Consider the following 24,628-nt stretch of genomic DNA (forward strand, 5'->3'; position numbering starts at 1 on the left):
ACGTGGGGGGCGTCCCGGTGGTGCGCATCGGGGGAACGCGCATCGGGTGATGCTGAATCTAGCGAGTCGGCACTTGTGAGGACAACTCCCACTTTTCCGGGGCACGTCTCAGTGCAGGTACTCCAGCAGGTCGAGCCCGACGGTGTGCAGCGCATCGCGCACCCGCAGACGCGCGGCGATGCCGTGGTCGCGGAACTGCACCGACACCGCGTACGCGACCGCCGCCCGCGGTCCGCGCACCACGCCGGCCTCGCTGCGCACGCCGGCATCCGTGCCCGTCTTGTTGACGAGCAGGATGCCGTGGTCGGTGCCGCGGTGCGCGAGCGGATCGAGGCCGAAGGCGCTCGCGACCATCGAGAGGTCCGAGCCGAGCGAGAGCCAGCCGAGCACGCGGCTGGAGGTGAGGCTGTCGACCACCTCGCCGCGTGCGAGGGCGCCGAACAGCCAGGCGAGCTCCGCGGTCGAACCCACCGAGAGCTGCGGGGCGTCGTCGGGGCCGCGGGTGTCGCGCACGAGGTCGAGCAGCGCGGTGCGCAGCAGTCCGAGCGACTCGGTGCGCTCCCGCACGGCCTGCAGACCGACCTGGCGCAGCAGCACGTTGGTGGCGAGATTGTCGCTGGTCGCGCCCACGAGGGTGGCGAGGTCGGCGACCGGAAGGGCGGGCGCCTGCAGGTGCTGCCACAGGCCCGACCGGCCCACGGCATCCCGAGCGGTCTTGTCGAGGATCCCGTACGCGGATGCCTCGCGCTCGCTCAACCGGGCCGACACCTCGATGAGCAGCAGGATCTTGCCGATGGATGCCGTGGGCAGCACGATCCGCTCGTCGATCGCGAGCAGGCTGCGCCCGGTGTCGAGATCGGAGACCGAGGCCGACACCCGCGCGCCCTCGTACGCGAGACCGCCGAGCGCCGTGAAGCTGGAGCTGAAGTTCTCGACCGTGGATCCGGCGCGATGACGGGGCGTGCGGGGGGTGCGCACGCGCTGACTTCGCTCACCAGCGGTCGAGACGTCTACCAAATGGTCACTCTGTCTTCCGGGTCAAGCCAGAGGGCGTCGTCGGCCGTCGTGCCGAACGTCGCGTGGAACACGTCGATGTTACGGACGATCTGGTTGCACCGGAACTCGGTCGGCGAGTGCGGGTCGATCGACAGCAGCCGCAGGGCCTCCTCGTCGCGCAGCTTCGCCCGCCAGGCCTGCGCCCAGCTCAGGAAGAAGCGCTCGGCGGCGGTGAGCCCGTCGATGACCGGCGGCTCGGCCCCGTCGAGGGACAGCAGGTACGCCTTCCACGCGATGCTCAAGCCCCCGAGGTCGCCGATGTTCTCGCCGATCGTGAGCGCGCCGTTGACGTGATGGCCCGGCAGCTGCCGGGGCTCGAGCGCGTCGTACTGCGCGATGAGCGCCTTGGTGCGCTGCTCGAAGGCGGCGCGGTCGTCGTCGGTCCACCAGTTGGTGAGGCGGCCGTCGCCGTCGTACTGCGAGCCCTGGTCGTCGAACCCGTGGCCGATCTCGTGGCCGATCACCGCACCGATCGCGCCGAAGTTGGCGGCGGCATCCCGGTTCTCGTCGAAGAAGGGCAGCTGCAGGATCGCGGCCGGGAACACGATCTCGTTGAACCCCGGGTTGTAGTACGCGTTGATCGTCTGCGGGGTCATGAACCACTCGTCGCGGTCGATCGGCCGGCCGATCTTGCCGAGCTCGCGCTGGAACTCGAACTCGGTCGAGGCGCGCATGTTGGCGATGAGGTCGTCGGGCGTGATCTGCAGCGACGAGTAGTCGCGCCACCGGTCGGGGTACCCGATCTTCGGCGTGAACTTGCCGAGCTTGTCGAGCGCGCGCTGCCGGGTCTGCTCGGTCATCCACTCGAGGCCCGTGATCGAGTCGCGGTAGGCGTCGACGAGCCGCTCGACGAGCGCGTCCATCGCCGTCTTGGCGCTCGGGGCGAAGTGCTCGTCGACGTAGATGCGGCCGACCGCCTCGCCGAGCGCCCCCTCGGTGATCGAGACGCCGCGCTTCCACCTGTCGCGCAGCTGCGGCGCACCGGTGAGGGTCGTGCCGTAGAAGTCGAAATTCGCCTGCACGACCTCGCGGTGCAGGTAGGGCGCCGACGACCGGATGACCTGCCAACGCAACCAGTCGCGCCAGGCCGGCAGGTGCGCGTCGTCGAGCAGCGCGCCGAGGCCGGTCACGAAGCTCGGCTGGCGCACGACGACCTCGTCGAGCGATCCGGCGGGCACGCCCATGGCATCCCGCCAGGTGGTCAGGTCGGCGCCCCCGGCAGCGACCGGGCCGAGCTCGAGCAGCTTCGCCCACGGCATCGGGTTGTACGTCGCCTGGCTGTCGCGCGAGCGCACGTTGTCCCAGTGCTGTCTCGCGAGCTCGGTCTCGAGGTCGAAGACTCCCTGCGCGTCGGCCTCGACGCCGGCGAGCGCGAACATCCGGCCGAGGAACGCGAGGTACTTCGCACGGATCTCGGCGAAGGTCTCCTCGCGGTAGTAGCTCTCGTCCGGCAGCCCGAGGCCGGCCTGCTCGAGGAAGACGAGGTAGCGCTCCGGATCGCCGGGATCGTTGTCGACGAACGCCTGGAAGAATCCGCTGACCCCCTTGCGCTCGAGCGCGCCGAGCGCCGTCAGCAGGCTCGGGATGTCGTGCACGGCGTCGGCCTGCGCGAGGTCGCCCGCGATCGCCGACCATCCGCGCTCCTCGATGCGCTCCTCGTCCATGAAGCTCGCGTAGAGGTCGCCGATCTTGCGCGCCTCGGTGCCGGGCTCCGCATCCTGCGACCGCTCGACGATCTCGCGCACGGCCCGCTCGGCCTGCTCGGCGAGGATGTAGAAGGAGCCGTACCGCGCCTTGTCCGCCGGGATCTCGGTGCGGTCGATCCAGCGTCCGTTGACATGGCGGAAGAGGTCGTCCTGGGGGCGGATCGCGGGGTCGAGCTCGTCGGTCTCGATCCCGGATGTCGTCTCGATGCCGGATGCGGTCGCGTCGGTCATGCGCACGAGCCTAGAACGACGCGTCGTCGTCAAACCTTCAGGAGGGCCACGGCGATCCGGTGCCCGCGACGGCGAACACGCCGCCGGGCTCCTGAAGTTTTGACGGGGAGCGTCGGGTTGACGGGGAGCGTCGGGTTGACGGGGAGCATCGCGTTTGACGGGGGGCGTTGCGTTTGACGGGGGGGGCGTTGCGTCGACGGGGAGCGTCGCGTCGACGGGGAGCGTCGCGTGGACGGGAGCGTCGGGGCCGCGCGCGCAGGACTAGCCTCGAAATCGTGACTCTGCGCATGCTCTTCATCGGCGGAACCGGCACCATCAGCACCTCGGTGAGCGCGCTCGCGCTGGCCCGCGGGCACGACCTCACGATCGTGAACCGCGGCACGACACCGGTGCCCCCGGAGCTCGACGGCGTGAAGGAGCTGCGCGGCGACGCCGGCGATCCGGCGTCGATCCGGGATGCCGTGGGCGACCGCGAGTTCGACGTCGTCGTGAACTTCCGCGCGTTCCACACCGACCAGGTCGCGGCCGACATCGAGACGTTCCGCGGGCGGACCGGGCAATACGTCTTCATCTCGTCGGCATCGGCGTACCAGAAGCCGGTCGAGCGCCTGCCGATCACCGAGTCGACGCCGCTGCGCAACCCGTTCTGGCAGTACTCGCGCGAGAAGATCGCGTGCGAGGACCTGCTGGTCGCCGCGTACCGCGACTCCGGGTTCCCGATGACGATCATCCGGCCCTCGCACACCTACACGCGCAACTCCGTGCCGATCTTCGGCCGCTGGACCGCGATCGAGCGCATGCGCGCCGGCAAGCCCGTCGTGGTCCAGGGCGACGGCACGAGCCTCTGGCACCTCACGCACTCGCGCGACCTCGCCGTCGCGCTCGTCGGGCTGCTCGGCAACCGTCGCGCCCTCGGCGAGGCGTTCCACATCACGGGCGACGAGGCGCTCACCTGGAACCAGATCTTCCAGATCATCGCCCGCGCCGCGGGCGCCCCGGAGCCCGAGCTCGTGCACGTCGCGAGCGAGGCGATCGCCCGGAACTATCCCGACGAGGGCCCGGGCCTCGTCGGCGACAAGGCGCACTCGGTGCTCTTCGACAACAGCAAGGTCAAGGCGCTCGTGCCGGAGTACACGGCGACGACGCCGTACTGGCGCGGCGCCGCCGAGATGGTCGGCTGGCACGACGCCGACCCGGCGCGCGGCGGGATCGACCCGGCGCAGGATGCGATGCTCGACGCGCTCATCGCGAAGTACGGGAGCTGAGGGCCCGGCACTGAGGGCCCGGGGACGGACGGCCCGGCGCTGACGACCGCAGGGGTCAACCGCGCCCCCGCGACTCCTCCCACTCGGTGAGCAGGGTCGGCATCCGGTCGCGCAGGAAGGCGAGGAACGATGCCATCTCGTGGGCCCGCGCCCCGGCTTCCGACTCGGGCAGCAGCACCGCCTCGCGCTCGACCAGGTCGGCGAGCGCGCTGTAGACCGACGGGCGCACGAGCGACGCCGCGTACCACGGGCGATCGGGCAGCCGGTAGATGTGCCGGCGCGTGCCGGGCACGGTCGACGAGACGACCATCCCGAGCGTCGTCAGGTACTTGATCGCCCCCGACACGGCAGCTGGGCTGATCCCCAGCCGCTCGGAGAGCTGCGCCGAGGTCAGCCGGCCCTCCTCGCTCACGGTGAGCGCCATGACCACGTTCGCGGCCATCCGCGGGAAGCCGAGGGTGGCGAACGCGTCCGCCACCCTCTCCGCGAATCGCGCGAACGGGTCGGTCATGTCGACAAGTCTCGCCGACGGATCAGCACGACCGCCGCCGCGGCGAGCACGACGTCGACCCCGATGAGGATCAGCGTGGGCCCCCAGTCGTCGAACGGCACGGCCGGCACGTGGTCGAACGGACTGCTCCGGATGACGGCCTTCGGCAGTTTGAGCAGCTGGCCGAGCAGCCCGATCCCGACGCCGATCGCGTAGAGGGCCCACGCGATGGCGATTGCCGCGCGCGGCAGCACGGCGACCGCGAGTGCCGCCAGTCCGGCGAACACGAGGGCAGCCGGCAGCTCGACGAGCGCCTGCCCGAACGCCCGGGCCGCGGGACCGCCGTCGCCGTATGCGAGGAAGCTCAGCCACGCGAAGAACCCGGCCGCGACCATGATGACGATCGCCGCGACCATGGCGACGACCACCGAGCCGAGCATGACGCGCGAGCGGGGGACGGGACCGGCGAGCAGCAGCTCCGCGCGACCCTCCGCCTCCTCCTGTCGGAGGCGCAGCGCACCCTGCGCGCCGGCGGCGGCCGCGAGCAACCCGCCCAGCAGCATGAGCACGCCGACCAGCAGATCCAGGATCTCGGTGCGACCCCCGGGCAGCATGAGCCGGAGCGTCTCGATCACCTGCGGGTCCTTCGAGTGGGTGATCTGACCCGCCGCCTGCGCAAGCGATCCCGTCGCGAGCCCGAGCACGGCGCCGCCGATGCCCCAGCCGATCAGCGCGGGGCGCTGGAGCCGCCAGGCCAGTCCGAACGGTCCCGCCAGGGCGTGCGACGCGGTGGCGCGACCCGGGCGGTCGGGCAGGATGCTCGCCCCGAGGTCGCGTCGGGCGTGGATCGCGAAGGCGGCGACGACGGCCACGATCGCGAGGCCGACCCCGAGCAGGAGGAGGGCCCACCGGTTCTCGGTGCCGGCGAGCACCTGTTCGCCCCAGCCGATCGGGTTGACCCACGTCGGCCACGCCGGATCGAGCGTGAGGGAGTCGAGGTGCGGCGTGCCGGCGGTGTCGCCGGCGGCACGCAGGACGTAGGAGCCGACGACGATCGCGGCGCCGATCCCGTTCGCGGCGCGGCCGGTCGGGGCGAGCTCGCCCACGAGCATGCCGACGCCGAGGAACGCGATGCCGGTGACCGCGAACGTCGCGCCCGCGGCGAGCGAACCGGCGCCATCCACCTTGCCGGTGGCGAACGCGCCCGCGAGCAGGAGGCCGAGAACGACGTTCGCGACCACGCCGAACACGAGCGTCGCGGCGAGCGGCGCCGAGCGCATCACGGGCGTCGCCCCGATCAGCTCGCGCCGGCCGAGCTCTTCGTCGGCGCGGCCGTGCCGCGTGGCGAAGAACGTGTTCATGAGCCCGATCACGACGGCCAGCCAGGTGAACAGCTCGAACCACATGATCGATCCGGTCGACGCTCCTGACGGCGTGCCGCGGAACGCGAGCACCGACGGCGCCGCGAGCGCGAGCTGGAGCACGTTCTGCTGCTCGGCGTGGGTTCCGTACTCCTTCGCGATCGCCGCGACGCTGCCGAACGCGAGCAGCGCGGTGCCGAGGATCCAGACCGCCATGATCAGGCGGTCGCGCCGCAGCTGCAGCGCGAGCAGGCGGATCATCGGGTCGCCGCCTCCTCCTCGCGCTCGATCTCGACCCGGTCGCCGTAGTGCCGCAGGAAGAGCTCCTCGAGCGAGGGCGGCGTCGCGGTGAGCGTGCTGACGCCGGCCCGGGTGAGCACGGCGAGTGCCTCGTCGAGCCGGTCGGTGTCGACGTCGAAGACGAGCGCCCCGGCCTCCTGCTGCAGGTCGTGCACGCCCTCGATCCGCCGCAGCTCGTCGGGCGACGCCGACGTGGTCACCCGGATGCTCGTGCGGGTCAGGTGCCGCAACTCGGTGAGGGTTCCGGTCTCGACGGCGCGGCCGGCGCGCACGATCGTCACCCGCTGGCAGAGCTGCTCGACCTCGCTCAGGATGTGGCTCGACAGCAGCACCGTCGCTCCCTCCCTCTGCACCCGCTCGATCTGGGCCCGGAACACCGACTCCATGACGGGGTCGAGCCCGCTGGTCGGCTCGTCGAGGATGTAGAGCTTCGCGGGCCGCGCGAACGCGGCGACGAGCGCGACCTTCTGCCGGTTGCCCTTCGAGTAGCTGCGCCCCTTCTTGCGCGGGTCGAGCTCGAACTCGTCGAGCAGGCGGGCGCGCAGCTTCGGGTCTGCACCGCCGCGCAGCCGCGTCAACAGGTCGACGCTCTCGCCGCCCGACAGGTTCGGCCAGAGCGCGACGTCGCCCGGCACGTAGGCGAGGTCGCGGTGGATGTCGACGGCGTCCCGCCAGGGATCGCGCCCGAGCACGGTGGCGCTCCCGCCGCGTGCCCGGAGCAGGCCGAGCAGGACGCGGATCGTCGTGGACTTCCCGGCGCCGTTCGGGCCGAGGAATCCGTGCACCTCGCCCTCGGCCACCGAGAGGTCGAGCCCGTCGAGGGCTCGGGTGCGGCCGAAGGTCTTGACGAGGCCGGCGGCCTCGATCGCATTGGTCATGCGCGCGACCATACGCTTCTTTCACAAGTTTGTGAAGTTAGCGAAAGCTAGTGTCATCCGGGGCCGGTCCGGTCGTCGATCCGACGCGCAGCTCGCACTGCAGCAGCCGGTCGGGAGCCCGTTCTCCGCGGAGCGCGGCGAGCACCGCCCGGCCTGCCGCACGACCCTTCTCCTCCACCGGCTGGGCGAGCGTCGTGAGGGCGCGCGAGAGCAGTCCGTCGACGGCGATCCCGTCGAAGCCGACCACGCTCACGTCCTCCGGCACCCGCAGCCCGCGCTCCTCCGCCGCGAGCACGATGCCGACGGCGAGCAGATCGCTCTGCGCGAGTACGGCGGTGGGGCGCGATGCGGCGGGGCCGTCCAGCAGCGAGCGGCCGGCGATCATCCCCTCGTCGACCGCGCTGGATGCCGCCGAGACGCCGCCCGCATCCGGGAACACGGTGCGCACCCCGGCCAGCCGCTCGCGCGCGACGAAGCTCGTCGACGCCGCCTCCCGTGCGGGGTCGAGCGGGGCGCGCCGGCGACCCGGGTCGAGCGGCAGGGTGACCACGGCCACGCGCCGGTGCCCGAGCCGCGCGAGGAGCCGCGCGGCGGCGGCGCACGCCTCGCGGTTGTCGATGTCGATGGCGGTGACGCCGTCGAGCGGCTCGGTCTCGACGCCGACGAACGGCACGCCGCGGCGCCGCAGCGACGCGACCGAGTCGGCGACGTTGGTCGTGCAGCCGATGAGGATCGCGGCGTCGATCGCCGCGTCGCCCGGGTCGGGACCGCCGACCCCGGCCATCGGGATCACGAGGAGGCTCAGCCGCGCGTCGCTCAGCTCCTCGCCGATGCCGTCGAGGAGCGCGACGTTCACGGGGTCGCGGAACGTCTCGGCGAGGCGGTCCTCGGTCACCACGCCGATCACCCCGGATCGTCCGCGGCGCAGCGACCGGGCGGTGGGGTCCGGGCCCCCGTAGTCGAGCTCGCGCGCTGCCGTGAGCACCCGCTCGCGCGTCGCCTCGGCGACGGGTCCGCTGCCGCTGAAGACGAGGGAGGCCGTGGATGCCGCGACGCCGGCCCGCCGCGCGACGGCCGCGAGCGTGGGACGGCTTGCCCGCTCCTCCATGCCTGGATACGCTACTCGGAACGATTCGAGTCGAAACGATTCGACCCCTCGTCCGCCTCGCACACCGCCCTCCCCACCGCAAGGACCGCCGCCGCCGTGACCGCCTCCGCGACGACCACCCGCTCACCTCGCGTCACCGCCTGGCGCACCGCCGTCTTCGCGATCTTCGCGACCAACGGCCTCGGCATCTCGGCCGTCATCTCGCGCACCCCCACCATCCGCGACGAGCTGCACATCACGGTCGCCGAGGTCGGGGTGCTCATCGTCGCCGCCTCGATCGGCGCCATCGTCGGGCTGCTGCTCTCGAGCCACATCGTCCATTGGCTCGGCGGCCGGCGCACGATCGCGATCACGCTCTCGGCGTGCGGCATCGGCGTCGCCGGGATCGGCCTCGGCGCGGCGCTCGGATCGTACGCGGTCGCGTGGATCTCGCTCCTGGTCTACGGCGCGGCCAGCTCGATCTGCGATGTCGGCATGAACGTCGAGGGCGCGGGCGTGGAGCGCGCGAGCGGCACGGCGATCATGCCCTGGTTCCACGCCGCGTGGAGTCTCGGCGGGGTCATCAGCGCGGGGCTCGGATCGATCGCCGCGTTCGCCGGCATCCCGCCGGTCGTGCACTTCGCCGTCATCGGCGCCATCATCGTCGCCAGCGCGATCGTCGCGACCCGCTTCATCCCGCGCGTCGACCCGGATGCTGCGGACGAGCCGCGCCTGACCTTCCGCGAGCGCATGTCGGTCTGGCTCGAGCCGCGCACCCTCCTCATCGGCGTCGTCATGCTCGGCATGGCCTTCGCCGAGGGCTCCGCGAACGACTGGCTCGCGCTCGGCGTGCACGACGACCGTCACTTCAACGACGGTCAGGCCGCCCTCGCCTTCGGCACCTTCGCGACGGCGATGACGGTCGGGCGGATCCTCGGGGTGCCGCTCATCAACCGACTCGGCCGCGTCGTCTCGCTGCGCGCCGCCGCGATCGCGGCACTGCTCGGCCTCGCCCTCGTGATCCTCGTGCCGGTGCCCGCGGTCACCTACATCGCCATCGCCGTCTGGGGCCTCGGGGCGTCGCTCGGGTTCCCGGTGGGCATCTCGGCGGCGGGCGACGAACCCGCCAAGGCGGCCGCCCGGGTCAGCGTCGTCGCGACCCTCGCCTACGGCGCGTTCCTCGTCGGGCCGCCGGTCATCGGCTTCGTCGGTCAGCACGTCGGCGTGCTCAACGCGCTCTGGATCGTGTTCGGGCTCATCGTGATCGCGGCCCTCGCGATCCCGGCGGCGCGACCCCCGCGGGCGCCGGACGACGCCGATCCGGGAACCTAGACTCGCGGGGTGCGTCTCGTCATCGCCCGTTGCTCCGTGGACTACGCGGGCCGGCTCTCGGCGCACCTTCCGCTCGCGACGCGGCTGCTCGTACTGAAGGGCGACGGCTCCGTGCTCGTGCACTCCGACTCGCTCAGCTACAAGCCGCTGAACTGGATGAGCCCGCCGGCGACGTTCGCGGTCGAAGAGGTCGACGAGGAGCGCGCCTCCGCCGGCGTCGTCGAGCTGTGGCGGGTGACGCACGCGAAGACCGCCGACATGCTCGTGATCTCGATCCACGAGATCCTGCACGACTCGTCGCACGAGCTCGGCGTCGATCCCGGCCTGCAGAAGTCGGGGGTCGAAGACGATCTGCAGCGCCTGCTGGCGGAGCAGATCGAGCTGCTCGGCGAGGGCTACACGCTCGTGCGGCGCGAGTACATGACCGCGATCGGACCGGTCGACATCCTGGCGCGGGATGCCGCGGGCGGCTCGGTCGCGGTCGAGATCAAGCGCCGCGGCGAGATCGACGGCGTCGAGCAGTTGACGCGCTACCTCGAGCTCATGAACCGCGACCCGCGACTCGCGCCGGTGTCGGGCGTGTACGCGGCGCAGGAGATCAAGCCGCAGGCGCGCACGCTCGCCGAGGACCGCGGCATCCGGTGCGTCGTGCTCGACTACGACGCCATGCGCGGCCTCGAGACCGGCCACGCGAGGCTGTTCTGATGCCGCGCTTCTCGTGCGTGCTCTGGGATCTCGACGGCACCATCGTCGACTCGGCACCCGGCATCACCTCGACGCTCGCGTGGACGTTCGAACAGCTCGGGATGCCGGTGCCCACTGCCGCCCAGATGCTCGTCTGGGTGGGTCCGCCGCTTCTCGACTCGTTCCGCGAGCTCGCGGGACTGCCGGAGGACGAGGCCCGCGCCGCACTGGCCGTGTACCGCGAGCGGTACCGCACGATCGGCGTCTTCGACGCGACGGTGTACGCGGGGGTGGATGCGCTCCTGGGCGAGCTGCACGCCGCGGGGGTGCCGCTCTCGCTGGCGACCTCGAAGCCGGAGTCGCTCGCGCGCGCCATCCTCGAGCACGAGGGGCTGCTCGGCGAACTCGACGTCATCACCGGCGCGAGCGAGGATGAGCGGCGCAGCGCGAAGGCCGACGTCGTGGCGCTCGCCCTGCAGCGTCTGCGCGAACGCGGGTTCGACGTGAGCGCGCCCGTGCTGGTCGGCGACCGGGAGCACGACATCGAGGGCGCCGCCGTGCACGGCGTGCCGACGATCTTCGCCGCGTGGGGCTACGGCTCTCTCGCGGAGTCCGCCGGGGCGATCGCCATCGCGCGCGATCCCGCCGAGCTGCGCACCCTCCTCGGCCTCGTGGGTTGAGGAGCGCCGCGCGCAGCGCGACGCGTCTCGAAACCCACCGCGCGATGAGGGTTTCGAGACGCGTCCGCCTGCGGCGGTCGCTCCTCAACCCGCGTCAGCGGGCGATGCGCTCCACGGCCGCGCGGAAGAGGAACGGCGCCGCACGCGCCGCCGGCACGATGAGCGGCTGCGCCGGCGACGCGGCGAGCGCGGCCAGTGGCGCCGTCAGCATCCGGAACTCGCGCGTGACCCGGCGCCAGGCGCGCTCGTACGAGTGCGGATCGCCGGCGACGAGCGACGCGACGGCGACGCGCGCCTCGGCCAGCCCGATCCGGATGCCCTCCCCGGTGAGCGCGTCGACGTACCCGGATGCGTCGCCCACGAGCAGCACCCGCCCGGCGACCCGGCCGGCCCGTCGCTGCCGGAACGGCCCCGCCCCGCGCAGCCCGCTCCGCGGCGTCGCACCCGCGACCCGCGCCGCGAGCTCCGGCACCGCCTCGAGCGCGTCGTCGAATCGCACCCCCTGCCGCGCGAGCAGCGACAGGCCGACGCCGTCGTCCGCGGTCGGCGTCACGTAGATCTCGCCGAGCGCGCTCCAGTGCACCTCGATGAGGTCGGTCCACGGCGCGAGGTCGTAGTGCCGGCGCTGCCCGTACCGGCGCCGCACGGCGGGCGCACCGCGATCGAGGCCGACGAGCCCGGCGACCGTCGAGTGCAGGCCGTCGGCCGCGATCATCCAGTCGGCCCGGATGCCGGCCGCCTCGACCCCGGCGTCGTCCTGTCGCAGTTCCTCGATCCTCGCCTCGACCGTGCGCACCCCGAGCTCGGCCGCCCGGTCGCGCAACCGGCCGTGCAGCTCGGTGCGGCGCACGCCGAGCGCCGGCGCCCCGCGGAACCGGTGCGTCACGACGCGGCTGCCGTCGCGGTACTGGATGCCCCGTAGCGGGACTCCGCGCGGCGTCACCCCCAGCCGCGCGAGCGCGGGCGGCGCCGCGGGCATGAGGCCCTCGCCGCAGGCCTTGTCGATGACGCCGCGGCGCGGCTCGACGATCGTCGCGTCGAAACCCGCGAGCCGCGCCTCGATCGCCGCCGCCAGACCGATCGGCCCGCCGCCGGCGACGAGGACGTGCCCGCTCACGTCATCCGACGACCGGGACGGTCGTCGGCGCTGGCGTCGCGGCGAAGGCCAGAAATGGCCGTCGCTCCTAGCTCCAGCGCGCGGTTCTCGGCGGGGATCCGGAAGCCGAGCAGCAGCACCGCGTTCAGCACCGTGAAGGCGATCGCGGTGATCCACGCGGCGTGCACGAGCGGCAGCGCGACGCCCTCGATCGCGACGACGAGATAGTTGGGATGCCGCATCCACCGGTACGGACCGGCCGCGACCGGCGGCATCCCGGGCACCACGATGACGCGCGTGTTCCAGCGTCGCCCGAGCGCCTGCACCATCGTGTAGCGCGCGAACTGGCAGCCGAGCGCGATGGCGAGCATCGGCCAGCCGAGCCATGGGATGAACGGCCGACCCAGCAGCCAGACCTCGGCGACGGCGCCCACCAGCATCCCGACGTGCAGCGCGATCATCCACGGCAGCTGGCCGCGGGCCGACTCGACGCCGCCGCGCGCGAACGCCCACGCGGCGTTGCGACGCGAGATGACCAGCTCGACGATGCGCTCGCATCCGACGAGCACGACGAACGCCGTGAACAGCAGCGCGGAGACCGTTCCCACCCGCCTAGGCCGCCCAGTTCAGCAGCACGTACTCGCTCGTGACCCCCGGCCCGAGGGCGAAGAGCAGACCATTCGTTCCGTCGGGCTGCCGGATGACGTCGGCCAGCACGTGCAGCACCGACGACGACGAGAGGTTGCCGACCGCGTCGAGCGAGCGCCAGCTGGGCGCGAGGTCGGCCCGGTCGAGGCCGAGGCCCTTCTCGAAGGCCTCGAGCACGCGCGGCCCGCCCGGATGCGCGATCCACGCCCCGATGTCGCGGCCGGTGAGCGCGTTGCTGGCGAGCAGCCGCTCGACGTCGCCCGCGATGTTCGCGTCGATCGTCTGGGCGACCGCGGCGGTCAGCACGATCCGGAATCCCGTGCCGCCGATGTCCCAGCCGATGACGCTCTCGCTGTCGGGGTAGAGCGCGCTGCGGGTGTCGACGATGTCCGGGCCGGGCAGGCCGAGCGCCTCGGCCCGGCGCGTTCCCGCCACGACGACGGCCGCGGCGCCGTCGCCGAACAGGCCGCTGGCGACGAAGTTGGCGGTCGAGTCGTCGTCGCGCTGCAGCGTGAGCGAGCACAGCTCGACCGAGAGCAGCACGGCGATGTCGTCCGGATGCCCGAGCAGGTAGTCGTGCACCCGCGCCAGCCCCGCCGCACCCGCCACGCACCCGAGGCCGAACGACGGCATGCGCTTGACGTCCGGCCGCAGGCCGATGCGCGAGACGAGCCGCGCGTCGATCGACGGCACCCCGATGCCGGTGACGGAGGTGAAGAGCAGGTGATCGACGTCGGTGGGACGCAGCCCCGCGGCGTCGAGTGCGGCGACCACGGCGCGCGCCGCGAGCGCGGTGCCCTCGCTCAGCCAGAGGTCGTTGGCCTCCTCGAATCCGTGCAGGTCGCGGTAGCGCTCCAGCGGCAGCACGGTGTGCCGGTGACCGATGCCGCTCGCGGCATGGAACCGCGACAGCACCGCGAGGCGGCCGGCGTCGTGGGTGATGAGCGAGCCGATCTCGGCCGCGATCTCCGCCTGCGTGTAGGCGTACTCGGGCAGGGCAGGCGCCACCGCCACGATTCGCGACATGGCCGGACGGTATCACCGGGCGAGTGCGCACCGCTCCCCCAAGGGCCCGCTCCCGGCCGGGGTTCAGGTGAGTGTGGACGCCATCCGGCCGTCGAGGCGGTCGACCTCGTCGCTGCTCAGCTCCAGCCCGAACGACTCGGCGAGCGCCGTCAGCTGCTGCGGGGTGCGAGCGCTCGCGATCGGTGCCGCGACCGCCGGGCGACCGCGCAGCCAGGCCAGGGCCACGGCCGCCGGGCTGACGGAGCGCGCGGCCGCGATCGTGTCGACCAGCTCCAGCAGCGCGAGGTTCGCGGGATCGTCGAGGTGCGTCGACGCCCCCGCCGCGCGGGCCGAGTCGACCGCGACGCCCGGGCGGTACTTGCCGCTGAGGAACCCGCTCGCGAGCGCCGAGTACGGCGTCTCGACGACGCCGAGCTCGAGAAGCGTCGGCACGAGCGTCGACTCGATGGCCCGGTTCACGAGGTTGTACGGGTCCTGCGCGACGGTGAACCCCGCGAACCCGGCGGACCGCGCGATCTCGACGGCGCTGCGCAGGCGCTCGGCCGTGAAGTTCGAGGCACCCGCCTCGAGGATCTTGCCCTCCCGCACGAGCTCGTCGAACACGCCGACGTAGTCGGCCTGGGCGACCTCCGGATCGTCGCGGTGTGCGAAGTAGAGGTCGATGCGGTCGGTCTGCAGGCGCCGCAGCGAGTCGTCGACGGCCCCGCGGACGTTCTCGGGCGAGAGCCCCGGCCGCGCGGGCAGCGAGAACACCTTGGTCGCGATGACCACGTCGTCGCGGCGGCCGCGCGAGGCCAGCCACTCACCGATGATCGTCTCCGACTCGCCACCCGAGTTGCCGGGCGCCCAGCGCGAGTAGACGTCGGCGGTGTCGATCGCCCGGCCGCCCGCCGCGACGAACGCGTCGAGCACGGCGAACGACTGATCGCGATCGGAGGTCCAGCCGAAGGTGTTGCCGCCGAGGACGAGCGGCCCGAGATCGAGAGAGGTCATGGAGGCGGCAACCCCTTGCACCGCGGAACGATTCCCGCCGCCGGTAATCTCGGTCACGGTGTCCGATCCCCAGCCTCCCGCGTCGCCGAGCGCGACCGCGAGGCGACGCCGGTTCGCCGATCTCAGCCCGCTGCGCTCGCGCGCCTTCGCCCGGCTGTGGATCGGATCGACGATCGCCGGGATGGGCGCGCAGCTGACCGTCGTCGCGGTCGGCCTGCAGATCTACGACCTCACGGCGTCGACCCTTGCGGTCTCGCTGGTCGGCGGGATCGCGCTGCTGCCGATGGTCGTGGCGGGCCTCTGGGGCGGCATGCTGGCCGACGCCTTCGACCGCCGGATCGTGCTCATCGTCAGCTCGCTCGTCGGCTGGGTCACGACGCTCGGCCTCATCGCGCTCTCGGTGCTGACGGCGATGGGTCCGGCGCCGGCGCTCTGGGAGTTCTACCTCCTCACGACCCTCAACTCGATCGCCGCGACGGTGTCCAACACGACGCGCTCGGCGGTGTTCCCGCGGATCCTCCCGCCGGAGCACATCGCGCCCGCGAACGCGCTCGGCGGAATCGGATTCGGGCTGCAGCTCACCGTCGGGCCGGCGCTGGCCGGCGTGCTCGTCGCCGCGTTCGGATTCGGGTGGACCTACGCCGTCGACGCCGTGCTGTTCGCGGCCGGGTTCCTCGGCATCCTGAGCCTGCCCTCCCTCACCCCGCTGGAGGACGCGCTGCGGCCCGGTTGGCGGTCGCTGCGCGAGGGGATCGCCTTCCTGCGACGCGCCCCCAACATCCGCTCCGGATTCCTCATCGACGTGATCGCGATGGGGTTCGGCCGCCCGTACACGCTGTTCCCCGCGGTGGCGGCGCTCGCGATCGGCGGCGGCGCCATCACGGTCGGGGTGCTGACGGCGTCGGCCGCGGCCGGCGTGTTCGTGGCGGGACTGTTCAGCGGGCCGGTCGGCCATGTGCATCGCCACGGCGTCGCGATCGGACGCGCCGTGATGGTCTACGGCGGCTGCATTCTGGCGTTCGGCCTCGTGATCGGCGCCATGCAGACCGGGTGGTTCGGCACGGTGACCTCCTCGTTCGCGCACGTCAACCCGGTCGCCCTCGTGCTCGCCGGCGTCGCGCTCGCGGGCAGCGGCGCGGCCGACGAGGTGAGCGCGATCTTCCGCGGCACGATGCTCATCGTCGCCGTGCCGGATGGCATGCGCGGCCGGCTCCAGGGCATCTTCACGGTCGTGGTCACCGGCGGTCCGCGCATCGGCGACCTCTACGCCGGCATCCTCGCCTCGCTCGTCGCGCTCTGGTTCCCCCCGGTGCTCGGCGGGTTCGCGATCGTCGTGGCCGCCGCCACGATCGTGCGGGTGGTGCGTCCGTTCCGCGAGTACGACGCCCGCATGCCCACGCCCTGAATCTCCTCGCGCACCGCCCCGCGAGCCGCGCGCCGGGTTCGGGTCAGACCCGGATGCCGGGGACCCCGCTCACGGCGAGGGTGCCGCCGAGACCGATCATCAGCACCCCGCCCACGAGGCTCGTGCGGGCGATCCGGTGCGGCGAGCGCGCGAACCACTGCCGCGCCGTGCCCGCGATGATCACCCACACGCTGTCGGAGAGGAAGCCGAGCACGACGCCCATCCCGCCGAGGATCAGCAGCTGCGGGATCGCGGCCTGCCGCGGGTCGAGGAACTGCGGCAGCACGGCGCTGTAGAGCACGATCGCCTTCGGGTTGGTGATCCCGACGAGGAAGCCCTGCCCGATGAGCCGCCAGGGCGACCAGGCCACGGGGGTCTCGTCGTCCGTGATCCGGGCGTTGCGGTGCCGGATCGCCTGGATGCCGAGATAGACGAGGTACAGGCCGCCCGCGATCTTGATCACGGTCAGGAGCACGACCGACTGCTGCACGAGGAACCCGATCCCGAACGCGACGGCGAGCACCTGCGGCACGATCCCGAGAGCGTTGCCCACGTCGCTCAGCAGGCCGCCCCGCGTGCCCAGGGCGAGCGAGCGGCCGACGACGAACAGGACGCTCGGCCCCGGGATCACGAAGATGATGAGCGCCGCGCCGAGGAACCCGAGGATGCTGGCGAGCGGCGGCATGCGCCGATGCTATCGATCGTCGGGCTCGCCCTCCGGTGCGCCGGCGGCGGGCATGCTCAGGCGGCGCTCGAGGGCGCGGTCCTGCGCGCGATGCACGACGCTCAGGGCCGACCCGACGACGATGACGGCGCCGACGGCCAGCAGCGCGCCGACCAGGCCGATCGCGATGTCGGCCGGCCGGGCCTCGAGCACGCGGAGGCCGATCGCGGCGATCCGGTGCGGCTCGAGCACGAGCCACGCGACGCCGGCGCCGAGCGCGGCGAGCACGAGGCCCCAGACGATCGCGGCGGTGCGCAGGCGGGGGCGGGTCATGGCCGTGCTCCTTCGGTCGCGGGAGAGGACGGGGTGGGAGTCGGCGCCGAGGTGGACGTCCCCCGGTTCTCGGCGCTCCCGTCGAGGTCGGGATTGGCGCCGAACGCGATCGATCCGCTCTCGAGGCTGATCCGGATGACGACATCGGGATCTCCTGCACCGTACGTCACGTCGTAGCGCGCGATCCCGTCGCGTCGTGAGCCGGGCGCGACCCGATGCACGTCGGTGGGCCGGCCCAGCTTCCACGTGACGCGGCGCACGTCACCGGCGGCCACCGAGGCGACGACGCGTACCGTCTCGCCCGGCGCGATGTCCACGCGCACGTCTCCCGTGCGCTGCCAGAGATCGATCGTGGTGCCGGCAGGCCGGTGCGCCTCACCGACGATGAGATCCGTGGGTCCAAAGACGCGGGCGTACCGGCCGCCGTGCGTCGTGTCGATGCCGTAGTAGCCCACGAAGGGCACGAGGGTGCGATTCACGACGAGGGGCGCGGTGAGCGCGGCGCCGACCAGGGCGAGCACGGCGAGCGCTGCGAGGCCGCCGGCGCGTCGGCGGAACACACCCGCGACCGCCAGGGCGAGACCGAAGACCACCACGGCGGTGCCGAGGCCGGCGGTCCAGCCGACCGCGCGATCCGGGTGCAGCACGGCCGCGGTCAGCCCGACCGCACAGCCGGCGACGACCGCGAGGCCGAAGACGAGGCCGATGACCGCGCCGCCGACGAACGGCTCGCGGCGCCGGCGTGCGGCCAGGCGCGCCTCGCGCTCCTGCGCCCTGGCCGCCTGCTCGGCGGCGCGACGGGCACGGTCGTCGGCGCTCTGCTGAGCCGACCATGCCGCCCGCTGGTGCCGCCACTGCTCCTGCTGCACCCGCCAGCCGGCGAGCTCCGCGTCGCCCTCGGCCGGCGGGGTCGACGGACCGGCGAACTCGGCGGGGGGCGCACCGGGCACCGTCTCGGGCTTGTCATCGGTGGTCGCCGGGACGCTCCGGATGTCGGGGTGCTCCGCCCGGCGCGCCAGCCAGACGATCACGACGATGCCCACCGCGATGACGAGCAGGGTCCAGAGGATCCGCCCGGCCGACGCCCCGAAGTCCGGCTCGCCCCAGTACGCGGCCCCCGCCCACCAGAATCCCTGGGTCAGCGGCAGGAAGGAGAGCAGCGTCAGTCCTGCGATCGCGACGACCGCGCTCTCGACCCGCCCGCGGGCCAGCGTCAGCGCGTGGATCGCGCCCTTCTCGTCGGGCAGCAGGAACCACGCCGCCGCGTACAGCAGCACGATCGGCGCGCCCAGGACGGCGAGGACCACGACGATGCCGCGGACGAGGATCGGGTCGAGCCGGGTGCGATCGGCGATGGCCGCGCAGACCCCGCCCAGCCATCCGGTGCGCCGGACCAGGCCGAGGGTGCGGATCCAGGCGAAGAACCGCGGATCGCGCGGCGCCTCGCCGCTCGCGGTCTCCTCGGCCTCCGGCTCGGCCGGCGGCGGAACACTCTTCGATGCCATGTCTCGATGCTCGCGGTGATGCGCGCGGCGCTCCATGGGGTGTTCCCCTGATCCGACCCTGACTTCCGGCCGGGGGCTCCGCCGCCCGTGCTTGGATCGGGGCATGACCGCGGCCGTCGCCCTCCGCCCCGCGCTCCGGCGTCCGCGGCGGATGCTGCTGGCCGGGGTGTGCGCCGCCGTCGCGCGGCACGTGGGCTGGTCGGCGAGTGCCGTGCGGGTGCTCGCGATCGTGCTCGCGCTGCTGGGCGGGGGCGGCATCCTGCTCTACCTCTGGCTGTGGGCGCTCGTGCCGCTCGCCGACGAGGACGCGCCGCGCGTGCGCCGCGCCGTCCCCGGCGCGGCGATCCTGGTCGGCCTGGCCGGCGTCGCGGCGGTCGTCGCGATCGGCACCGCCCGCACGGGTCTCGTCGAACCGCTGGTGTCGAGTGCCGTGCCGAGTGCGGCGCTGGCGGCCGCGGCCGTCGCCTGGAGCCTCGTGCTCGATCGCGCCGACCCCGCCTACGACGACCGGTACCGGCGCATCGTGGGAATCGTGGCGGGCGCGGTGCTCGTGGTCGAGGGCGTGCTGCTGCTGCCGTCGCCGGCGAATCCCGTCGCCGTGATCCTCGGCGTCCTCATCGCGATGGTGGGCGTGGTGATCCTGATCGTGCCGCGGATCGCCGACCTGTGGACGGAGCTCGGAGCCGAGCGCAGCGCACGCGACCGCGAGGCGCAGCGCGCGGAGATCGCCGCCCACCTGCACGACTCGGTGCTGCAGACCCTCGCGATCATCCAGCACCGCGCGGGACCGCAGAGCGAGGTGGCGCGGCTCGCGCGGGCCCAGGAGCGCGAGCTGCGCGACTGGCTGTTCGCGGGCACGGATCCGTTCGCGGGCGACGCGGCCACCGAGCTGCGGACGATCGCCGGCGAACTGGAGCTCGCTCACCCGGCCCGGTTCGACGTCGTCACGGTCGGCGATGCGACCGAGGTGCGCAGCGCCGCCCTCATCGGGGCCGCGCGCGAGGCGATGCTCAACGCGGCCCGCCACGCGGGCGGCGACGTCTCGGTCTATCTCGAGGTCGCCGACGGCGGGGTCGAGCTCTACGTGCGCGACCGCGGGGCGGGCTTCGACACCACGGACGTGCCCGAGAGCCGGATGGGCGTGCGCGAGTCGATCGTCGGCCGCATGGAGCGCGCCGGTGGCCGGGCGGTGGTGCGCAGCGACGGCGGCGGCACCGAGGTGCGGCTGTCGCTGCCGCTCGCCGTGGCGACGGAGGGCGCGCGATGAGGGTGCTGCTGGTCGACGACCACTCGATCTTCCGCTCCGGCCTGCGTGCCGAGCTCGGAGACGGCGTCGAGGTGGTGGGCGAGGCCGCGACCGCCGACGAGGCCGTGCGGATGGCGCACGAGCTGCGTCCGGACGTCGTGCTGCTCGACGTGCACCTCCCCGGTTCCGACGGCGGCGGTGCGGAGGTGCTGCGCCGCTGCGGCGACCTGCTGGGCGACGTGCGCTTCCTCGCCCTCAGCGTCTCGGATGCCGCCGAGGACGTCGTCGGTGTGATCCGTGCCGGCGCCCGCGGCTACATCACCAAGAGCAGCTCGGGCGACGAGGTCGTGCGGGCGCTGCGCTCGGTCGCCGACGGCGACGCCGTCTTCTCGCCGCGCCTCGCCGGGTTCGTGCTCGACGCGTTCGGCGCGACCCAGGGCGAGCAGGCCGAGTCGAGCGACGAGCTCGATCGGCTGAGCGCACGCGAGCGCGAGGTCATGCGGCTCATCGCGCGCGGCTACGCCTACAAGGAGGTCGCCGCGGAGCTCTACATCTCGATCAAGACGGTCGAGACGCACGTGTCCGCGGTGCTGCGCAAGCTGCAGTTCTCCTCGCGCCACGAGCTCACCGCGTGGGCGCTCGAGCGCAAACTGCTCTAGGTGTAGTTCCGCCCGGTCGACCGCCCCACCCGGCGAGCGCCGAGCCGATCGTCTTATGCTCCGGCCATGGAACGAACGCGCCGGTGGCGCTGGGTGCTGCCGTCGCTGGCCGGGCTCGTCGCCACGGGCGCCGCGCTCGGGATCGCCCAGCTGATCGCGGCGATCGTCGCCCCAACCGCGGGGCCGTTCGTGGTCGTCGGCTCCCTCCTGATCGACGCCTCCCCGGCCTGGTCGAAGCACCTCGCGATCGGCCTGTTCGGCAAGGACGACAAGGGCGCCCTGCTCGTCGGCGTCGGCGTGGCGCTCGCGATCCTCGCGGCCCTCGCTGGCGTGATCGAGGTGCGCCGCCCCCCGCTCGGACGCGTGCTGATCGGCGCCGCCGCGGTGTTCGGCGTGATCGCCGCGGCGACGCGCGCGCACCCCGGTGCGCTCGACCCGGTGCCGGCGGTCGCCGCCGGCCTGATCGGCATCGTCCTGCTGGGCGTGCTCGTGCGCCGGATGCCGGAGCGCGCGGCGCCCGACCCCGCGCCCGACGGCGGCGCGGCGCCCGATCCCAGCCGGCGTCTCTTCGTGGGCTGGGCCGTCGGCGCCGCCGTGACCGGCGCGCTCGCCACGGCGGGCGGCGTCGCACTGGAGGCGGGCTCGCGCACGGTGTCCGCGGTGCGCATGGCGCTCAAGCTGCCGATGCCCGCGGTGGCCGCGCCGGCCGTGCCCGCCGGGGCCGACTTCGGCATCCCGGGCCTGGCCCGCATCGTCACGCCCAGCAGCAGCTTCTACCGCATCGACACCGCGCTCGCCGTGCCGCAGATCGATCCCGACTCGTGGCGGCTCGTGATCACCGGGATGGTCGAGCGCGACATCACCCTCACCTGGAAGGAGCTGCTCGCGCTGCCGCTGGAGGAGAGCTACGCGACGCTCGCCTGCGTCTCGAACGAGGTCGGGGGCGACCTCATCGGCAACGCGCGCTGGCTCGGCTATCCGATCCGGCACCTGCTGGAGCGGGCCGGCCCGTCACCGCGCGCCGATATGGTGCTGTCCTCCAGCCAGGACGGCTTCACCGCCGGGACCCCGATCGAGGCACTCACCGATCCGCAGCGCGCGGCCATCCTGGCGGTCGGCATGAACGGCGAGCCGCTGCCGCCGGAGCACGGGTTCCCGGTGCGGATGGTCGTGCCGGGGCTGTACGGGTACGTCTCGGCGACCAAGTGGGTGGTCAAGCTCGAGGTGACCCGCTACGACAAGGCGGCCGCGTACTGGACCCAGGAGGGCTGGTCGGCCAAGGGTCCGGTGAAGCTCGAGTCGCGTATCGATGTGGTGCGCAAGCAGAAGGACGGCTACGTCGTCGCCGGGGTCGCGTGGCACCAGCACGTCGGCGTGCGGTCGGTCGAGGTGCGCATCGACGGCGGGCCGTGGCAGACCGCGGAGCTCTCGACGCCGATCTCGGCCGACACGTGGGTGCAGTGGCGGCTGCCCTGGCATCCGGAGCACGGGTCGCACACCATCGCGGTGCGCGCCCGCGGTGCCGACGGCGAGCTGCAGACCGCGGCGAGGGCCGACGTGGTGCCGGACGGCGCGACCGGCTACCACACCATCACGGTGACGACCTAGCCGGCGAGCGCCCCCTTGGCCGCGTCGTACCGGTACGACGCGCCCTTGTGCTCCGCGGGCAGCTTGTCACCGCGGCCATGCAGCTTCTGGCGCAGCGTGCCGGCCTCGTACTCCGACGGGTAGACGCCACGCTCACGCAGCACCGGGATCACGAATTCGACGACGTCCTCGAACGTGCCGGGGGTGATCGCGTAGGCGAGGTTGAAGCCGTCGACGTCGGTGAACTCCACCCACTCCTGCAGCTGGTCGGCGATCTGCTCGCCCGACCCGACGATGTACGGACCGAGGCCGCCGATGGCACCATGCCGGCCGATGTCGCCGACGGTGAACTCCTGGCCGTGCTCCTCGGCCGACTCGACGAAGTTCGCGACGACCGACTGGATCGCATTGGAGGGCACGTTGCCGACCGGCTCGTCGAGCGCGTACGTGGAGAGGTCGATGCCCATCCACCCGGACATGAAGACGAGCGCGCCCTCCTCGCTGGCGTAGCTCTGGAAGTCCTCCCACTTGGCCTGCGCCTTCTCGGGCGTCGCGTCGGTCACGATCGTGAGCAGCGTGTAGATCTTCGCGGCGTAGCGGTCGCGGCCGGCCGTCTCCAGAGCGTCCCGGATGCGCGCGACGGTCGACTTCAGGGTCTCCTTGGTCGGCGCCGCGACGAAGATCGCCTCCGCGTTCTCGGCGGCGAAGCTCATCCCGCGCTTCGAGGCGCCCGCCTGGTAGATCACCGGCGTGCGCTGCGGCGACGGCTCCGAGATGTGGATGCCGGGCACCTTGAAGTGCCGGCCCTCGTGTCCGATCTCGTGCACCTTGCTCGGGTCGGTGAAGACGCCGCGCTCGCGGTCCTTCACGACGGCGTCGTCCTCCCACGACCCCTCCCACAGCTTGTAGAGCACCTCGAGGTACTCGTCGGCGTGGTCGTAGCGGTCGTCGTGCTCGAGCTGGTCCTCGGCGCCCATGTTGCGCGCGGCGCTCGGCAGGTAGCCGGTGACGACGTTCCAGCCGATGCGGCCCTTGGTGAGGTGATCCAGCGTCGACATGCGGCGCGCGAACGGGTACGGGTGCTCGTAGGCCGTGCCCGCGGTCACGCCGAACCCGAGGTTCTCGGTGACGAGCGCCATCGCCGGGATCACCATCAGGGGATCGTTCACGGGCACCTGGGCGCCGTGCCGGATCGCGGCCTCGTTCGTGCCGCCGTAGACGTCGTAGGTGCCGAGCACGTCGGCGATGAAGATGCCGTCGAAGGTGCCGCGCTCGAGCAGCTTCGCGAGCTCGGTCCAGTACTCGAGCGTGTTGTAGCTCGCCGACCGGTCGCGCGGGTGGCGCCACATGCCGGAGGACTGGTGGGCGACGCAATTCATGTCGAATGCGTTGAACCGGATCTGCCGGGGGGACGTGGGCTGCGGCGACATGGGCGGCATCCTGTCGCGCGCGCGTGCGGGGCGTCCAGCCGCCGTGAAAGGAAACGTCACACGCGGCAACGCGGCGTCATGCGATGTGCACCGCCCGCGGGCACCGCCCTAGCGTCGGGGCATGACCGCCGTGCTGGAGGACCGTCCGCGCTCGGTCGTCGCGGTCTCCGGCAGCCTGCAGTCGCCGTCGAAGACCTCGGTGCTCGTGCGCTCGGTGGCGGATGCCGTGGCCGCCCGCCGCGACGTCGAGCTGCGCGTGATCGAGGTCTCCGAGCTCGGACCGCTGCTGGCCGGGTCGCTGCGCCGCGACACGATGCCCGCCGCCGCGCAGGACGCGATCGACGCGATCGAGCACGCCGACCTCCTGATCGTCGGCAGCCCCGTCTACCGGGCGTCGTTCACCGGCCTGTTCAAGCACCTGTTCGACTTCGTCGGCCAGTACTCGCTCGTGGGCACCCCGGTGCTGCTGACCGCCACCGGGGGCAGCGAGCGCCACGCGCTCACGATCGAGCACCAGCTGCGGCCGCTGTTCGGGTTCTTCCAGGCGCTCACGCTGCCCCTCGGCGTCTACGGCAGCGACGGCGACTTCGCCGACTACCGCATCGCGTCGGATTCGCTGCGCGAGCGCGTCGAGCAGGCCGCCGACCGCGCCGTGCCGCTGCTCGATCTGCGCGTGACGCAGGCGCGCCCCACGAACTGGTAGCCGCCGCCCGTCCGTTTTCATCCCTCGTTCGTCCCGTTGCCTCGTGCATCTTCTTCCGTTCCTTCTTCCGAAATGCAGGAGACGCGGGCGGTACCGGTCGAGGCGAGCGCGCCGCCACCGCGATCCGCCATCCCCCGATCCTGCATTTCGGAAGGTGGGTGCGCGACGGGATGCCCGCGCGCCCGGCCGGAACCGCTCTCGTCCTAGGGGCAGACGAGCCGCGTGGGCGTGTGCTGGTCGCTCGTGCGCTGCACGATGTGGTC

Annotated in this window: 23 protein-coding genes; 9 read left to right on the forward strand and 14 right to left on the reverse strand. The window is 72.8% G+C overall.

Annotated elements, in window-relative coordinates:
- Nucleotides 1-108 precede the first annotated feature (108 nt).
- Both ABD285_RS03655 and ABD285_RS03660 read right to left on the reverse strand, forming a co-directional pair.
- On the reverse strand, nt 109-978 hold the full coding sequence (locus ABD285_RS03655) for a serine hydrolase (protein ID WP_344200401.1): 870 nt from the start codon (nt 976-978) through the stop codon (nt 109-111).
- Nucleotides 979-1,010: 32 nt separating this feature from the next.
- A complete protein-coding gene (locus ABD285_RS03660) occupies nt 1,011-2,993 on the reverse strand; it encodes a M13 family metallopeptidase (RefSeq protein ID WP_284253941.1) in 1,983 nt (660 codons plus the stop codon).
- Between the two features lie 287 nt (nt 2,994-3,280).
- On the opposite strand from ABD285_RS03660, the gene ABD285_RS03665 reads away from it, so the two are divergent.
- Nucleotides 3,281-4,258, forward strand: a complete 978-nt coding sequence (locus ABD285_RS03665; RefSeq protein ID WP_344201267.1) for an SDR family oxidoreductase — start codon at nt 3,281-3,283, stop codon at nt 4,256-4,258.
- Between the two features lie 55 nt (nt 4,259-4,313).
- Here the strand turns inward: ABD285_RS03665 and ABD285_RS03670 are convergent, their stop codons facing one another.
- The 4 genes from ABD285_RS03670 to ABD285_RS03685 are packed head-to-tail and all read right to left on the reverse strand — an operon-like array spanning nt 4,314 to nt 8,395.
- Nucleotides 4,314-4,769, reverse strand: a complete 456-nt coding sequence (locus tag ABD285_RS03670; RefSeq protein WP_284253942.1) for a GbsR/MarR family transcriptional regulator — start codon at nt 4,767-4,769, stop codon at nt 4,314-4,316.
- Nucleotides 4,766-6,370, reverse strand: a complete 1,605-nt coding sequence (locus ABD285_RS03675) for an ABC transporter permease (protein ID WP_344200406.1) — start codon at nt 6,368-6,370, stop codon at nt 4,766-4,768. Before ABD285_RS03675 ends, ABD285_RS03670 begins: the two co-directional genes overlap by 4 nt.
- Nucleotides 6,367-7,287 (reverse strand): ABC transporter ATP-binding protein, encoded by a 921-nt coding sequence (locus ABD285_RS03680; RefSeq protein WP_284253945.1) that lies wholly within the window; start codon nt 7,285-7,287, stop codon nt 6,367-6,369. The genes ABD285_RS03675 and ABD285_RS03680 overlap by 4 nt, the downstream gene beginning before the upstream one ends.
- 37 nt (nt 7,288-7,324) lie before the next feature.
- Nucleotides 7,325-8,395, reverse strand: a complete 1,071-nt coding sequence (locus tag ABD285_RS03685) for a LacI family DNA-binding transcriptional regulator (RefSeq protein ID WP_284253946.1) — start codon at nt 8,393-8,395, stop codon at nt 7,325-7,327.
- Between the two features lie 6 nt (nt 8,396-8,401).
- On the opposite strand from ABD285_RS03685, the gene ABD285_RS03690 reads away from it, so the two are divergent.
- The 3 genes from ABD285_RS03690 to ABD285_RS03700 are packed head-to-tail and all read left to right on the forward strand — an operon-like array spanning nt 8,402 to nt 11,070.
- Entirely contained in the window at nt 8,402-9,706 is a 1,305-nt protein-coding gene (locus tag ABD285_RS03690; RefSeq protein ID WP_344201271.1) for an MFS transporter, read from the forward strand.
- 9 nt (nt 9,707-9,715) lie between these two features.
- A complete protein-coding gene (nucS, locus tag ABD285_RS03695) occupies nt 9,716-10,411 on the forward strand; it encodes an endonuclease NucS (RefSeq protein ID WP_344200411.1) in 696 nt (231 codons plus the stop codon).
- The gene (locus ABD285_RS03700) at nt 10,411-11,070 is read left to right on the forward strand and encodes an HAD hydrolase-like protein (RefSeq protein WP_284253947.1); all 660 of its coding nucleotides are present in this window, start codon (nt 10,411-10,413) and stop codon (nt 11,068-11,070) included. The genes nucS and ABD285_RS03700 overlap by 1 nt, the downstream gene beginning before the upstream one ends.
- 94 nt (nt 11,071-11,164) lie before the next feature.
- On the opposite strand, the gene ABD285_RS03705 is transcribed toward ABD285_RS03700, so the two are convergent.
- From ABD285_RS03705 to ABD285_RS03720, 4 genes are all read right to left on the reverse strand, one after another.
- Complete coding sequence (locus ABD285_RS03705) at nt 11,165-12,187, reverse strand: NAD(P)/FAD-dependent oxidoreductase (protein ID WP_284253948.1); 1,023 nt, start codon at nt 12,185-12,187, stop codon at nt 11,165-11,167.
- On the reverse strand, nt 12,184-12,774 hold the full coding sequence (locus ABD285_RS03710) for an isoprenylcysteine carboxyl methyltransferase family protein (RefSeq protein ID WP_284253949.1): 591 nt from the start codon (nt 12,772-12,774) through the stop codon (nt 12,184-12,186). The genes ABD285_RS03705 and ABD285_RS03710 overlap by 4 nt, the downstream gene beginning before the upstream one ends.
- 4 nt (nt 12,775-12,778) lie before the next feature.
- Nucleotides 12,779-13,840 carry a type III polyketide synthase gene (locus ABD285_RS03715; protein ID WP_284253950.1) on the reverse strand — a complete coding sequence of 354 codons (1,062 nt, stop codon included), beginning with the start codon at nt 13,838-13,840 and terminating at the stop codon, nt 12,779-12,781.
- A 63-nt stretch (nt 13,841-13,903) separates the two neighbouring features.
- Complete coding sequence (locus ABD285_RS03720; RefSeq protein WP_284253951.1) at nt 13,904-14,833, reverse strand: aldo/keto reductase; 930 nt, start codon at nt 14,831-14,833, stop codon at nt 13,904-13,906.
- A 58-nt stretch (nt 14,834-14,891) separates the two neighbouring features.
- On the opposite strand from ABD285_RS03720, the gene ABD285_RS03725 reads away from it, so the two are divergent.
- On the forward strand, nt 14,892-16,238 hold the full coding sequence (locus ABD285_RS03725; protein ID WP_344200419.1) for an MFS transporter: 1,347 nt from the start codon (nt 14,892-14,894) through the stop codon (nt 16,236-16,238).
- 43 nt (nt 16,239-16,281) lie between these two features.
- Here ABD285_RS03725 and ABD285_RS03730 read toward each other — a convergent pair whose 3' ends face one another.
- The 3 genes from ABD285_RS03730 to ABD285_RS03740 are packed head-to-tail and all read right to left on the reverse strand — an operon-like array spanning nt 16,282 to nt 18,740.
- Entirely contained in the window at nt 16,282-16,923 is a 642-nt protein-coding gene (locus ABD285_RS03730) for a LysE family translocator (RefSeq protein ID WP_284253952.1), read from the reverse strand.
- A 9-nt stretch (nt 16,924-16,932) separates the two neighbouring features.
- Nucleotides 16,933-17,235: a hypothetical protein gene (locus tag ABD285_RS03735; protein WP_284253954.1), complete on the reverse strand. Its 303-nt coding sequence runs from the start codon at nt 17,233-17,235 to the stop codon at nt 16,933-16,935.
- Complete coding sequence (locus ABD285_RS03740) at nt 17,232-18,740, reverse strand: PspC domain-containing protein (protein ID WP_344200423.1); 1,509 nt, start codon at nt 18,738-18,740, stop codon at nt 17,232-17,234. Before ABD285_RS03740 ends, ABD285_RS03735 begins: the two co-directional genes overlap by 4 nt.
- Nucleotides 18,741-18,843: 103 nt before the next feature.
- Here ABD285_RS03740 and ABD285_RS03745 point away from each other — a divergent pair, with 103 nt between their 5' ends.
- From ABD285_RS03745 to ABD285_RS03755, 3 genes are all read left to right on the forward strand, one after another.
- Entirely contained in the window at nt 18,844-20,007 is a 1,164-nt protein-coding gene (locus ABD285_RS03745; protein ID WP_284253957.1) for an ATP-binding protein, read from the forward strand.
- On the forward strand, nt 20,004-20,645 hold the full coding sequence (locus ABD285_RS03750) for a response regulator (protein WP_284253958.1): 642 nt from the start codon (nt 20,004-20,006) through the stop codon (nt 20,643-20,645). Before ABD285_RS03745 ends, ABD285_RS03750 begins: the two co-directional genes overlap by 4 nt.
- A gap of 66 nt (nt 20,646-20,711) precedes the next feature.
- Nucleotides 20,712-22,253: a molybdopterin-dependent oxidoreductase gene (locus ABD285_RS03755; RefSeq protein ID WP_344200427.1), complete on the forward strand. Its 1,542-nt coding sequence runs from the start codon at nt 20,712-20,714 to the stop codon at nt 22,251-22,253.
- Here the strand turns inward: ABD285_RS03755 and ABD285_RS03760 are convergent.
- Nucleotides 22,250-23,662 carry an LLM class flavin-dependent oxidoreductase gene (locus tag ABD285_RS03760; RefSeq protein WP_344200430.1) on the reverse strand — a complete coding sequence of 471 codons (1,413 nt, stop codon included), beginning with the start codon at nt 23,660-23,662 and terminating at the stop codon, nt 22,250-22,252. The two genes, ABD285_RS03755 and ABD285_RS03760, sit on opposite strands and share 4 nt — an antisense overlap.
- A gap of 121 nt (nt 23,663-23,783) precedes the next feature.
- Here ABD285_RS03760 and msuE point away from each other — a divergent pair, with 121 nt between their 5' ends.
- Nucleotides 23,784-24,365 (forward strand): FMN reductase, encoded by a 582-nt coding sequence (msuE, locus tag ABD285_RS03765; RefSeq protein WP_284253961.1) that lies wholly within the window; start codon nt 23,784-23,786, stop codon nt 24,363-24,365.
- The last annotated feature ends 263 nt before the right edge of the window (nt 24,366-24,628 follow it).

This window comes from Pseudolysinimonas kribbensis (assembly GCF_039531715.1).
GTDB classification, from domain to species: domain Bacteria; phylum Actinomycetota; class Actinomycetes; order Actinomycetales; family Microbacteriaceae; genus Pseudolysinimonas; species Pseudolysinimonas kribbensis.